We start from the raw sequence: 14,964 nt of genomic DNA, 5'->3' as shown, positions 1-14,964 counted from the left end.
AATAATTTGCTTAATTTAATTATTATTAAGTATTGAGTTTTGTAAATAATTAGTTTGAATAATTTGCTTAATTTAATTATTATTAAGTATTGAGTTTTGTAAATAATTAGTTTGAATAATTTGCTTAATTTAATTATTATTAAGATTACTTTTCTTAGTTTTTATTTATTTCTTTATTTATTTCTTTATTTATTTGTCAATGATATTATAAAATTTAATTAGGTGTTTAATATGGATAATAATTTTAAATTTTCAGTAATTATGCCAGTTTATAACACTAAAGACTATCTTGATGAGGCCCTATTGTCAATTATAAATCAGGATATTGGATTTGAGGAAAATGTCCAATTAATCCTAGTGGATGATGGAAGTCAAGATAATTCTTATGATATTTGCTTGAAATATCAGGAAAAATATCCTAATAACATTATAGCATTAACTAAAGAGAATGGTGGACAGGGCTCTGCACGTAATTTGGCCCTTGATTATGCTGATGCTGAATATATCACATTTTTAGACAGCGATGACAAGTTATCATTAAATGCATTAGGCGCTGTCTATGACTTTTTTTCAAATCATGATGGAGAAATAGATCTTGTAAGCATTCCCCTAATCTATTTTGATGCAAGGGAAGGGGACCATATCCTGAACTATAAGTTCAAGGATGAGAAAATCATAGATTTAGAGACTCATCCCGAATATCCTCAATTGGCTATTAACTCTTCATTCATTAAAAGGGAGGCCTATAAGGATTATCGCTTCAAGACAAATCTTGCTACTGGTGAGGATGCAATAGTAGTCTGCAAGATACTTATGGACAAGAGGAAATATGGTGTAATAAACAGTGCACAGTATTTCTATAGAAAAAGACAGGACAACTCATCCACAGTAGACACTGCCAAATCAAGAAAGGAATTCTTCATTCCAAGATTAAGGGATTACTTTAAGTATTTGATTGATTACTCCCTAGAAAAAGTATCCTATGTTCCTAAGTTTATTCAATACCTTATAGCCTATGACATTCAATGGTATTATGTCCTTGATGACTTTCCGGAATACTTCAGCAAGGAGGAGATTGATGAATTTTGGAAGCTTTTATATGATGTTTTAGCTTATATTGATGAAGAGGCCTTAACAAATCCTGTTATTATTAAAAAGAATTATATCAGATACTTTTTAATGTATTTGAAAAATAGACAGGAGTTTCATATAGAATGTTTTAAAGAGGATAAGGAAGTCTATTTAAAGACTGGAGACTTTACAATAAACAATTTACACAAGCATAGGTTTTATTTTGATGTGATAAGTATTGAAGAAGGGTTTTTAAATCTTAATGGAACCTTTGCAAGTTCATGTCAATTTGAGAATTTAAGTTTTCAAGCTTTTAAGAGAAGATCAGATGGAACTGAGATTGTTTATGGGGAAGAGGAATATTTGGATTCTGATGAAAATGACCTTTTGGAGTCCCCTTCTGATGAAAGTTCCAAATTAAATTCTGATTGTTCTCAATTAAATGAAATTTCCAAATCAAATAAAAATCCTAAATATCAGATTATAAGGCTTTTAGGTGTGGATTGGCACTTCAAACATAAGTTTATAATTAAAATACCAATAGATGAAATTGAAGATTCCAAAATCACATTCCATGCGGTTTACTCTGAAAATGATGAAATTGTAGTAATGAACAACAATATAAGCTTTAGAGACTCTAACATTATAACTCCAATCATTAATTATTCAGTTTTAGGCTCTTATCTAATCTATACAGAGGATAATGTTATTTACTTCTGCGATTATTCTGCTGAAAAACACATTCAGCTTAAAAAAGATTTAAATGATTTTATTCAAGACCTTATACAAAAAGAGAAGGACTTAAGAAGAGATAATAGGGCTTTAAATAGGGAAAATAAGAAATTGCTAAAGAATAATAAATCCCTTGAAAGAAAGAATGAGAAACTAACTAAGAAAAATGAAAAGCTCAATAATAATCTCATAAAGATTAAGGAGAAAAACGAGGAGATTTTAAACTCAACAAGTTGGAAAATAACTGAACCGCTTAGAAAGTCTAAAAGCTTAATCAAAAACGACAAAAGCGATAATTAATTTTGATTAATTATCCTCTTTTTTATTTTTTAAATTATTCTATTTTTTATTTTTTAAATTATTCTATTTTTTATTTTTTTTAGATAAATAATCTTTTTTATCTTTTTAATTAATTTTCCTCTTTTATTTTAATCTATTTTTTTATTTCTAATTATTTTTCTATTTTTGAATAATTTTTATTTATTTTTATTAGTATTGGAAAGATATAATGCTGAAAAAAGAGTGTTTGGATAAAAATCCAATTAAATGATCATGCTTAATTGATAAAAACGATAATTAAAAGTGTTTGGATAAAAATCCAATTAAATGATCATGCTTAATTGGATTCTGTTTCTTCCTATGTCAATGTCAATTACCTTGACGTCAATTATGTCTCCAACACTTACAAAGTCAAGGGGGTGTTTTACGAATTGGGTGTCTGTAATTTGTGACTTATGAACCAATCCGTCCTGATGAACACCTATGTCAACAAAAATACCAAAGTCAACTATATTGCGGACTGTTCCGTTTAAAACCATTCCCTCTTCAAGGTCTTCCATTGTTAATACGTCTTTTCTAAGGATTGGCTGAGGCATTTCATCCCTTGGGTCACGACCAGGTTTTTTAAGTTCTCTGGCAATGTCCTTTAAGGTTATTTCACCTATTCCCAATTCCAATGCAAGATCTTCAAATTCCTTGTCAGTCAAGTCAAGGTCGGATTCCTTGATTTTCCTGTTTTCCAAATCCTCAAGACTGTAGCCCAATGAGTTTAGGAATGCCAGTGTAGCGCCATAGGATTCTGGGTGGACTGTTGTATTGTCCAATGGATTAGGTCCCTTTACTTTCATAAATCCTGCACATTGTTCAAATGCCTTTGGACCAAGTTTCTTTACCTTTAAAAGTTCATCCCTTGTGTGGAATTTGCCATTTTCCTCCCTATAGCTTAGGATATTTTTAGCAACTGTCTTGCTTATTCCTGAAACATGTTCCATAAGGGACACTGATGCTGTATTCAAGTCTACGCCAACCTCATTCACTGATTTTTCAACAATATTGTCCAGTGATTCCCCAAGCTTTTTCTGGTTCATGTCATGCTGGTACTGGCCAACTCCAATTGATTTTGGATCTATTTTTACAAGTTCAGCCAATGGGTCCTGTACACGTCTGGCTATTGAGATTGCACTGCGTTCACCTACATTGTAATCAGGGAATTCCTCTGTTGCAAGCTTGCTTGCTGAATAGACACTTGCACCGGCCTCATTCACTATAACATATTCGACATCAAGGCCCTTGATGATGTCTGCAACAATGGCCTCTGACTCTCTTGAAGCTGTTCCATTTCCGATAGCTATTAGATTTATGTCATATTTGAAAATCAAATCACGTACTATTGAACGGGTTTCTGCAATCTTGTTTTGAGGATCTGTTGGATATACAAGGGAGGTTTCCAAAACCTTTCCATATTCATCCACTACTGCAAGCTTACAGCCTGTTCTAAATGCTGGGTCCCATCCAAGAACTACCTTGTTTATGAGAGGGGCCTGCATCAATAGCTGTTCCAGGTTTTTGGAGAAAACCTTGATTGACTTGTCTTCAGCCTTTTCAAACAACTGGTTTCTAAGTTCCCTTTCTATTGCAGGAGCTATTAGACGTTTATATGAGTCCTTGATAGCCTCCTTTAAGGTTTCCTCTGTATACTTGTTATAAATTGGACTTGTAGGCTTTCCGCCCTTGTTTATTAAAACATGACGTGTAAGGTATGTTATGATATCCTCTTCAGGAGCGCTTATTTTGATTTTTAAGAATTTTTCCTTTTCTCCACGATTAATTGCAAGAACCCTGTGACTGGCTATCTTGGAAATCTCTTCACTGTATTCATAATACATGTCATATACAGACTCTTCACTTTTGTCCTTTGCTTCAGAGATAAGTTCTCCATCCTCATAACTTAATTCTCTGATTAGAGCCCTAAAGCTTGCATTATCTGAAATTATTTCTGCAATGATGTCCTGTGCGCCTTGAATGGCCTCTTCTACACTGTTTACCTTAAGTTCCTCTTCAATGTCAAGATCGCTTGTAACATAATCCTTTGCAATTTCCTCTACAGGAACTTCAATCTCCTGGGCAAGGATGATTTCTGCCAATTCTTCAAGACCCTTTTGTTTAGCTATTGTAGCGCGGGTTCTTCTTTTAGGCTTGTATGGTCTGTATAAGTCTTCAAGTTCCACAAGGGTTTGGGCTGCCTCTATATCTTTTCTTAATTCTTCTGTAAGTTTGCCCTGTTCTTCAATGCTTTTAAGAACGCTTTGTTTTTTTTCTTCAAGGTTTCTTAAATATTTAAGACGTTCATCAAATTTTCTTAATATTTCATCGTCTAAAGAACCTGTAATCTCTTTTCTATACCTTGCTATAAATGGAATGGTGTTTCCATCGTCTATTAATTTAATTACATTTTCTGCTTGAGAAGTTTTTATATTAAGTTCTTGTGACAATGTTTCTGCAATCATCATTTTAAAACTCCAGTTTTAATTTTAATTTTTTAAAGTTTTTTGAATTTTTTTAAATTAGATTCATTTTCTGGATTTTTAAATCCATTCTATTTTCTAGTGGATTTTTTTAAATCCCTTCTCTTTTTTAGTGGTTTTTTTTAAATCCTGGCAGGATTTTTAGTGGATTTTTGCCTTTAAATTAAGTTTTCTTTAGGTGGATTTTTTAGTTTTTTTTAACAATTCTTTATTAGTTTTTATTAGTTTAAATATTTTAAGTGAGATTTTGTTTAAGTGCTTTTAATAAAAGTGATTAATTAGTGGCTGATTATTTTTTATTTAAAATTTTGACAAAATGTTAAAATTTTTTATTTTTTTATTTAAAATTTTGCATTAATGTTAAAATTCTTTATCTTTTTATTTTAAGTCTTCTATAAGTCTCTTAAATTCTTTATTTTAAAATTTAATAACTCCAGCCTTATTAATAGATGGGTTTGCTTAATTTTCTTAAATTAAATATAAATATTTATTAACTTAATTAGTAAAAAATATTACTATACTAATATTAAATTAGTTTAAAAATTTTATAATTTTATTATGTGATATAATGAGGTTTAATAAAAAGGGGAGTATGATTCTAATAGCTATGCTTTTAGCTCTATTTTTAAGCATATCTATGGTTTCAGCTTCAGACGAATTGAGTATGGATGATACATGCATATCAGATACTGTATCTGATACAAATATCATATCTGATAATGATGTGTCTTCTATTAAGGTTGATAATTATAGGGATTCTGCAGATGATTCTTTACAGTCTACAAGTGATTCTGTGGATGATATAAACAATGATTCTCAATATTTAACTGTGGATGACTCTACAGATTCAAATATTGATGCTTCTGATAAATCCATTGATAATTTGGAGAAAAGTTCAAAGAATATTAATAGTTTATCATCATCTGAACTAGCTGATGATGAAAAGATACCTACTAATATTTATATTAGCTATAGTGATTATTGTGTTGGTGATTCCGCTAATATTGACTTTGTTTTAGTTGGTAATGATTGGTTGTCTGATTCTGTTGATATTTATCTTAATGGAGCTTATGTTTTAACCGCAACTACTAAGTCTAATGATTATACTTATGTTAATCTTATAGGTCTTGATATTGGCGTGAATGAGGTTCTTATTAAATATAACGGCAGTGATGTTTATGCTCCTTCCAATGCTAGCTTTAATATAACCAGTTACGCTAAAGGGTCTAGATTCTATGTTGATTGTGAATCATATTTAATTTATGGTAATGATTGCACTTTTAGTGTTAATCTGACTGATTCTGATGGTAATTTGTTGGATTATGATTTTACTGTAAGAGTCTTTGATTATTCTGATTATACTGGTTTAGATGAATCTTTTGTAGTTAATAATGATAATGCTAGCTTTACTATTTCCGGTGATAAATTTGCTTTAAATGACGGGTATGACATTTGCGTTGACTTTGCTGGTGAAGGGGATTATGCCCCATGTAATAGATGGTATAGTTTTGATGTTGTTGAAAAAATAAGTACTTATATTGGCACTAGCTCTAGTGATTATTGTGTCGGTGATTCCACTAATATTGGCTTTGGTTTAAATGGTAATGGTCGGTTGTCTGATTCTGTTGATGTTTATCTTAATGGAGCTTATGTTTTAACCGAAACTACTAATTCCGATTATTATACTTTTGTTGATCTTATAGGTCTTGATATTGGTGTGAATGAGGTTCTTATTAAATATAACGGCAGTGATGTTTATGCTCCTTCCAATGCTAGCTTTAATATAACCAGTTACGCTAAAGGGTCTAGATTCTATGTTGATTGTGAATCATATTTAATTTATGGTAATGATTGCACTTTTAGTGTTAATCTGACTGATTCTGATGGTAATTTGTTGGATTATGATTTTACTGTAAGAGTCTTTGATGACTTTGATTCTACTGGCTTAGATGAAACTTTTGTAGTTAATAATGATAATGCTAGCTTAACTATTTCCAGTGATAAATTTGCTTTAAATCACAGGTATAACATTTATGCCGAATTTGCTGGTGAAGGGGATTATGCCCCATGTAATAGATGGGATAGTTTTAATGTTGTTGAAAAGGTAGATAGTGAAATAGAAATTGATTATGAAGAAAATATACTTGGCACTTCTCCAAGAATAAATGTTTATGTCTATGTTGATGGTGATGTAATATATTCATCTGTAGATGTTTATATTAACGGAGAGTTTTATGGAAAATTTTATCTGAGAGACGATTATGATTGGTATGGTGATTTCGGCGGAATAAATTTGAATCTTAATTATGGTCCTAATGAAATAATTATTAAGTATAATGGCGGGGGCAATGTAAAGCCTTCTCAAAAGACCATTACCATCAATTGTTATTCAATTAAATCCAACCTTAATATTAATGGAACCAAATATCTTCTCAATGGTAAGGATAATCTTATTACAGTTAATTTAACTGATGATGATGATAAGTTATTAAAAAATAATTTCACTGTCTATATTTACGATTTAGATGATGAAAGCTTATTGAATAAAACTTATCCTGTAAGTAATGGTAGCATTAGCATAAATATCAGTGCAGATGATTTAAATTTAAATCATAAATATAAGGTTTATGCGACTTTTGATGGGGAAGGTCTTATTGCTCCTTCAACTGATGAGATGATATTTACTTATATTGATTTAAAAGATACTGAAATAGTCTTAGATGGTAATTCTGAAGGTCATGGTAACTATTACTATTTAGATATATCTTTAATGGCTGATGATGAGTATATTAACTCTTTAGTTGATGTTTACATTAATGGTAAATATTACACTACTGTTGAAACTTCATTAGATTCTCCTAAAGGGACATATATATATTCTTTAATCAGGGGACAAAACAATATTTCTGTAATTTTTAATGGAACTGATGCTCTTAATCCATCTAATAAGTCTTGGGAATTCCTATATTATGAAGCGGTATCTATTAATATGCATTATTCCACCATTCCTATAGGAACTAATTTCACTGTTTTGGCTCGTTTGGAAGACTCTGACGATAATAAATTAAATAAGGAATTTACCCTTTATCTTAAGGAGTGTCAATTTGATGATGATTCAATGGACTATGTTTCAAGAATTGTTGAAGAGCATTCTATTATTGGTGAAGGCAATGTAACATTTGATTCTAGTTTATTCAATTATACTTTTTATTATGATTATAATCAAAAATATTATTATTTGGAAGCAGAATTTGATTCTGATGATTATTATGAGTCCTACATTTGCTCAAATTATTTCTCTGTGATTTCCAATGAAACTTCCATTGATGCATATTACTATTTGAATTCTAATGATAGTGTAGTTCTTTCCATGAGTTTACATAATTCACATTATTCTGACTTGTATGGATATTATCTTGATATTTATTTAAATGATGAATTTTATAAGACAGTTTTAATACCTGAGTACTCTTTATCTATTAATGCTAAAGTTACAGGTCTTAATCTTGGAATGAATAAAATTGATATTAAATTTAATTCAACAGACGGATATGAATCTTCAAGTGCAACATTAAACATTCAGGCATATTCTACAGTATGTGAAATAGTTTTAGATGCTCCTAAAATTGTAAAAGGCAATGATGCATATATTACAGTTTCTTTAGTTGATAAGTTTAATCATGATAGAATTATCAATGAGGAATTCAACCTTCTTATAATGGATGAATCCTATTATTACAATGTTAATTGGGGAGATGATAATGAGGGTTCTTACTGTTTAAATCGTACTGTAACCGGTAATGAGACTATTGTAATTCCTGCTTCAGACTTAGTGAATTCTTATTATTATATTGTAGCTAGTTATGATGGGGGTGATTACAATAATGACTACTCTACTGAAGAGGAATTGTGGGTGGTTAGCCCTGTTGAACCAGTTATTTATCTTAGGGATTCTATAGGTGAAGCAGTGAATGGATCAATAGAATTTTCTATAGAAATATATGATGAGGAGTATTGGGACTATATTGAAGGTTCAGTTGATGTATATATTAATGATGAGTATTATTCAACTGTTAGCACATTGTCTATTTCATATTATTATTACTTTGCAAATATCAATCTTGATGGACTTGATGTTGGTGAAAATATTGTAAGGATTGTTTATAATGGCAGTGACCTTTATAAAAATACCAGCAAGGAATTTAAAGTTATAAATTATGCTAAGCAAAGTTCTGTCAATTTTGATGTGCCATCCATCATTTATAAAAATGAGGAGTTTATTCTTTATGCTAATTTAACTGATGAAGATGGTAATCTAGTGGATAAGGAATTTGTCATAGACATATATTCTCTTGAAAATAAATATAATTATTTCGTCAGAAAATTAATAGATTCCTATAATATTACTGGAAATGGGTCAATTATCATTGATTCAAGCTTATATCCTAAGTCTCCAGCATTTATCATTAAAGCATACTATGATGCAGATGATTATGATTATTCTTCATGCACTGGGGAAACAGTGGTTGAGGTAATTTCTGCAATTGGTTATGAAATAAATTATGAAAATCATGTTTCTGGAAATAGTAGTAATATTACAATTAGAACATATTTAACCTCAAATTACAGGCTTTATGATGAGGAAAAGGATTTGGGCCCTATATCTGTTGATTTAGATGTTTATGTTAATGATGAATATTTCACAAGCATAAAAACTCCAGAAGATGGTAATATTAGTCTTGAAATAACTGATATTGTTCATGGTGAAAATATTGTAAAATTTGTATTCAATGGCAGCGACTACTATTCTCCATTTCAGGAATCTGTTTATTTCTATGTATATGATGCAGTATGTGTTCTTGATCTTGATTGTGAGGATATTATTATCGGTGATGATGAGTTCATCTCTGTAAAATTGATTGATAAAAACAATAAATCAAATATTATCAATAAGGAATTCACTGTTAAAATATCTGATGATGAATATTACGAATCCCCTATGTTTTATGAAAAACATACATTTACTGGTGAGGGCACCATAGTAATTGCTGCTGACTTGTTAGAGGTAAAGAAGTATTATATTGTAGTAAGCTTTGAGGGAGACTCTAATTATTCTTCAGTCTATGCAGAATATGAGTTTAATGTATTTGCTTCCTATGGAGTAATCAATACCGATATCTATCTGACTTATGATGAGGCTGTAAATACTTCAAGCACTTCTGTTTCAGTAGGAGTTGTTGATTTGGAGGAAGAAGGTTTCATTAATACTTCAGTTGACATTTACTTGAATGGTGAGTATTATGGCAGCATTATCTGTGACGGAGATATTGATTTAAATGTTGATGGTTTAATTGAAGGTGAAAATGAACTTAAATTTGTTTATAATGGTACTATTCGCTATAAATCAATTGAAAAAGTCATTACAATTGTTTACACTCCAATTGAGGATAAAGAACCTATTCTTGCTAATGTCATCTTTGATGTGAACCTTGCTGATGACAGTATTCTTGCTGTCTTAAGTGATTTGAATGAAAATCCTATTGCTAACGCTACCGTTGTGGCTAACATTAATGGTGAAAAGTCTAATTTAACTACAGCTGAAGACGGTTCCATCAATATTAAAATTGATGCTAATGCAACTGTTGTCCTCTCTTACACTGATGAAAATGGAATTTTAAGTACTTATGCTGTTAAATTTGTTAAGGTGATTGAGGAAAATGAAGTGCCAGGTCCTGAAGTTCCTGTAACTGCCAATGCTACTATTGATGTTGAAACCAGTGATGAAGCTTTAAGCATTACCCTTAAAGACAATGATGGTAAACCAATTGCCAATGCAAGTTTAAGTGCTGTAATCAATGGTAAAGAGTCTAATTTAACTGCAGATGAAAATGGAGTAATTACAGTAGTTATTGATGGAAATATAACTGCTGAATTAACCTACACTGATGAAAATGGTGCCAGTGTAAGTGCAATTGTAAACAAAGTTGTAGAAACTGTAGAAGTACCAGTTGAAGTTCCTGTAGAAGTACCAGTTGAAGTTCCTGTAGAAGTACCAGTTGAAGTTGAAGTACCTGTATACATTACACCAAACGCTACAATCGCTTTGGCAAGTGAAGACGGCAGTTCAGTAATTGCTACATTAAGAGATCTTGACGGTGCAGCAATTGCAAACGCTACAATCAGTGTAAGTGTAAACGGTCAAGAAAGCAGTGCAATTACCGATGAAAACGGCCAATACACAATTGCAGTAGATGGCAACAGCACAGTACTTGTAAGCTATGTTGACGCCAATAATCTTACAACTGTGGGCTACATGAACCTTATTGTAATCAATACCATTACTGAAAAGATAGTTGAAATCAATAACACTATTGAGGTTCCTCTTAAGCGTATAGTAACTGATATTGATTATCAAAACATGACTACAAAGGCCTTAACCTATCCTGCCCTTAGAACCGGTGAATACTTCGTATTCACACTCAAGGACGCAAACGGCAAGGCTTTAGCCGGCAAGAATGTAAGCGTTGGATTCAACGGTCATGTATACACATACCTAACCGATGAAAACGGTACTGCCCAGACTCAGGTTAACCTTAAGGTTGCAGGCGGATACACATTCGCTGTCTGTTTCTTAGGTGATGATGAGTATAATGCAAGTTTCATTGCTGCAAAAATCACTGTAGAAAAACAAAAACCTAGCTTAACCGTTCCTGCCAAATCATATAAGGCAAGTGCTAAGACTAAAACAGTGACTGCTACATTCAAGGACGAAGCAGGTCAACTCATTAAGGGCAAGACCATTACATTTACTGTAAATGGCAAGACCTACACAGCAAAAACCAATGCAAAAGGTGTAGCCAGTGTTAAGGTAAGTCTTTCAAGCAAGAAAACTTACAGCTTTACAGCTTCATTTGCAGGAGACGACACATTTGCTGCAGTGACTAAAACAGGTAAACTTACTATAAAATAGTTGAATTTTTAAGAAAATGATTTATTTCATTTTCTTTTTAATTTTTTTTAGTTTATTTTTATTCTTTTTTTATTTAAAGCTTTTTTAGTTTATTTTTATTCTTTTTAATAAAGTTTTTTTAACCTATTTTTTTCATTCTCTCTTTTTTGGTTTTTTAACTCTTTTTTTCTATTTTTATTCTTGTTATATTTTTAGAATATTTGGCTTTTTTTTAAAAACTTTTTCATGGATGTAATTAAGTATATGCTTCTAAAGAATTTTTCAATTAAATCTTTAATTATATGTGTTCGATATAATAAAAATTAAAAAAATTAAAAAAACTGATAAAAATTTGTTTTAAACTAATAAAATTTTTGTTTCATTGTTTAAAAAAAATCAAAAACTTAATATATGGAAAGAAATAAAATAAATTATGAACTTAACCTTAGTTAATTTGTAATGAGAAATTGACAATTTATAAAAATCTTTTTAGTTTATGTATGTAAGCTATATGGGTTGGTACAGTTATTCTCGATTTAAAAATTTTGAACTATATTGAGAATTTGCATTTATTAATATTTTTTTAAAGGTTTAGATATTAATAAAGCAGTTTTGGGGGATAGTTTTTATCCTAAATTTTTTTAAAATGAGAATGATTTTCTTTATAGAAAGGCTAGTTACTAACTAGTTTGTAGGGGTTGGTGATTTTTTATAATTGTTTTATATTTTTCTTTTTTTTATCTTTTTTTATCTTTTTTTATCTTTTTTATACCTTTTTTATTGATTTTTTCTAGTTTCAGCTGTTTTTATAGTTTTTTATCTTTTTTATACTTTTTTTATTGATTTTTTATAGTTTCAGCTGTTTTTATAGTTTTTTTTCTTTTTTATACCTTTTTTATTGATTTTTTCTAGTTTCAGCTGTTTTAAAAAAAGATTTTTTATTCTTTATTTTTATAAAAGAAGTATTTTTTTCTAAAGAAGTATTTTTATTCTTTATTTTCATAAAATAAGTATTTTAATTAAATATTATTTAAAAAAAGTAGTTATAAAGTCTTATTTAATTTTTAAAAAAAGAATAATTAGGGATTAACCCTAATTTAAATTTTTTTTAATTATTTTTATTAATAACCATAACTTAGGATATTTCCATCCTTGTCCACAATTCTAAAGTATCCGTCGTCATAGGTTATTCTTTGACTTCCGTCTCCAAGATCTTCACGTGAAACCTCATGTTCATTAGGATCCCAACCGTTTACCTCTTCATCTGCCTTATATGTGGTTGCATATTCTGTGCTGTCTGAAGTGGAACTGGTGGAACTTGAACTTTCAGTCACAATCTTTTTAACATTAAAGTCTTTTTCTGCATGTGACTGTTTATAATTCTTGTCTCCAATGAATAGTGCACTTGCACTAAAGTTTCCTGACTTTAGATTATTTACTTTAGCCTCACCATTGGAATTGGTTTTAAGTGTAAAGCTTTCTACAATATTGCTGCTTTTGTCTGTAATGTTTATGCTTATGGTTTTATTGGCCAATTCCTTATTGTCCTTGTCTGTAAGCTTTATTATAAGACTGTCTCCCTCATCAAGGTTTTCATCACTTGTAATTTCCAAGATTGTATCTTCTGCAAAGTTGGAACTGCTAATGGCGAAGACTCCTATAGCTACAAGGATTATAATTGTTATGCAAATAATTGCTATGTCTCTTGTTTGCATTATAATTCCCCTAAACAATTTTAATTTATTTTTTTAATTTAATTTTACTTTTGATTTTTGTAAAATACTAAAATTTAATTCTTAAAAATTTTAAACATTTTTTTGTAAAATACTTAATTTAAATTCTTAAAAATTTTAAACAAATTTGTTTTAATTTATATTTTGTTTTTTTAGTTCTTTAATTTTTATTATTTTAAATTCTACTTTTTTGTTATTTGGTTTTTCTAATTAAAATTTTAATTTCTTTTTTTTTACTCATTTTGTCTTTTTTATTGAAATTTAAATATTTTTTTTGCTTATTTTGTCTTTTTTATTAAAATTTAAATATTTTTTTGCTTATTTTGTCTTTTTTATTAAAATTTAAATATTTTTTTTAGGTTGTTTTGTCTTTTTTATTAAAATTTAAATATTAAATAAAAATAAAATATTTATAATTAAAACTTATTTTTTTTTAAAAAATTAATAAAAGGTGTATTTTTTTGAAAATTCAATTAAAAAAGAGTTTAATCTTTATTTCAGTATTATTTATTCTTTTATTCAGTATTGGAATGGTATCAGCTTCTGAGGAAATTGATTCTGATTTGAATGCTGTAGATTCTTTAGAAATTGATGATTCTAATACAGATGCTTTAAATGTGGAAACTAATTTAGAAACTAGTTCCAATTTAGTTTCTGAACTTGATGCTAATTTAGAAACTAGTTCCAATTTAGTTTCTGGACCTGATGATAATTTACTTGAAAAGGATATTTTGAAAAAAGAGTCCTCTTCCAAGAAAAAGGCAACTATCACCAGAACCGTTACAAAAATTATTTGTGAAAATATAACAACTACTTCTGTAATGGCTGGAGACGGCCGTATTGGTGAGTATTTCAATTTCCAATTGGTAGACTCTGATGGAAAGGCCTTGGCTGCTATGCCTATCAGTGTTGGATTCAATGGTCATGTATATGAATATACAACTGATGAAAACGGCAGTGCCAAAACCCAGATAAACCTTGCAAAGCCTGGTGGATATACCTTTGCAGTTTGTTATTTGGGAGATGACAATTACAATTCATCATTTGAAGTTGCTAAAATTACTGTAATCAAGAAGAAAATGACTTTAACAGTTCCTGCTAAGACCTATAAGGCTAGTGCTAAAACCAAGACATTAACTGCTACAATCACATCCAATGTAGGAAACCTTGTTAGCGGCAAGAAAATAACTTTCACAGTTAATAAGAAAACATATACTGCAAAAACCAATGCAAATGGAGTGGCTAGTGTTAAAATCAGTCTTTCCACTAAAAAGACTTATAGTTTTACAGTAAAGTATGCTGGAGGAACCTATTGGGATTCTGTTACAGCAACTGGCAAATTGGTCATTAAATAATCAGTGATTAATTAATTTTATTAATAATTAATTAATTAATTTTTAGACAAATATTAATTAATTAACAAATATTAATCAATTTTAGACAAATTCTAATCTTTTTAGATTAGATCTTTTATTTTTTTATTTTTTTATTTTTATTTATTTTTATTTATTTTTATTTATTTTTATTTTTTAGCTATTTTTATTATTTTTTTAGAATTTTAACTTAATTTTAATATTTTTTAGTTTTTTTAAGTTTTTTTAATTTTAAATTTTTTTTAATCTATTTTTATTATTTTTTTAGAATTTTAACTTAATTTTAATATTTTTTAGTTTTT

Annotated in this window: 5 protein-coding genes; 3 read left to right on the top strand and 2 right to left on the bottom strand. The window is 29.4% G+C overall.

The genetic code is table 11. The features are described 5' to 3' along the window. Positions 1 to 231 precede the first annotated feature (231 nt). Positions 232 to 2,103: a glycosyltransferase gene (locus Q0138_RS00590; protein ID WP_297979473.1), complete on the top strand. Its 1,872-nt coding sequence runs from the start codon at positions 232 to 234 to the stop codon at positions 2,101 to 2,103. Positions 2,104 to 2,405: 302 nt separating this feature from the next. On the opposite strand, the gene Q0138_RS00585 is transcribed toward Q0138_RS00590, so the two are convergent. Then, on the bottom strand, positions 2,406 to 4,589 hold the full coding sequence (locus Q0138_RS00585; protein ID WP_346662257.1) for a Tex family protein: 2,184 nt from the start codon (positions 4,587 to 4,589) through the stop codon (positions 2,406 to 2,408). Positions 4,590 to 5,199: 610 nt separating this feature from the next. Between Q0138_RS00585 and Q0138_RS00580 the strand changes: the two genes are divergently transcribed. Continuing rightward, positions 5,200 to 11,577, top strand: coding sequence for an Ig-like domain-containing protein (locus tag Q0138_RS00580; protein WP_297979467.1), 6,378 nt, complete (start codon positions 5,200 to 5,202; stop codon positions 11,575 to 11,577). 1,100 nt (positions 11,578 to 12,677) lie between these two features. On the opposite strand, the gene Q0138_RS00575 is transcribed toward Q0138_RS00580, so the two are convergent. Further along, positions 12,678 to 13,271: a hypothetical protein gene (locus Q0138_RS00575; RefSeq protein WP_297979465.1), complete on the bottom strand. Its 594-nt coding sequence runs from the start codon at positions 13,269 to 13,271 to the stop codon at positions 12,678 to 12,680. Between the two features lie 479 nt (positions 13,272 to 13,750). Here Q0138_RS00575 and Q0138_RS00570 point away from each other — a divergent pair, with 479 nt between their 5' ends. Further along, positions 13,751 to 14,644: a hypothetical protein gene (locus tag Q0138_RS00570; RefSeq protein ID WP_297979463.1), complete on the top strand. Its 894-nt coding sequence runs from the start codon at positions 13,751 to 13,753 to the stop codon at positions 14,642 to 14,644. Positions 14,645 to 14,964: the final 320 nt, after the last annotated feature.

The sequence above is a fragment of the uncultured Methanobrevibacter sp. genome, assembly GCF_937906425.1.
In the GTDB taxonomy this organism is placed as follows: Archaea; Methanobacteriota; Methanobacteria; order Methanobacteriales; family Methanobacteriaceae; genus Methanobrevibacter.
This window is presented reverse-complemented; position numbering and strand designations above follow the sequence as displayed.

What these genes read in the sequence shown, in the direction of transcription:
- Q0138_RS00580 (WP_297979467.1), top strand. Translation starts at nt 5,200, where the DNA reads ATGATTCTAATAGCTATGCTTTTAGCTCTATTTTTAAGCATATCTATG.
- Q0138_RS00575 (WP_297979465.1), bottom strand. Translation starts at nt 13,271, where the DNA reads ATGCAAACAAGAGACATAGCAATTATTTGCATAACAATTATAATCCTT.
- Q0138_RS00590 (WP_297979473.1), top strand. Translation starts at nt 232, where the DNA reads ATGGATAATAATTTTAAATTTTCAGTAATTATGCCAGTTTATAACACT.
- Q0138_RS00585 (WP_346662257.1), bottom strand. Translation starts at nt 4,589, where the DNA reads ATGATTGCAGAAACATTGTCACAAGAACTTAATATAAAAACTTCTCAA.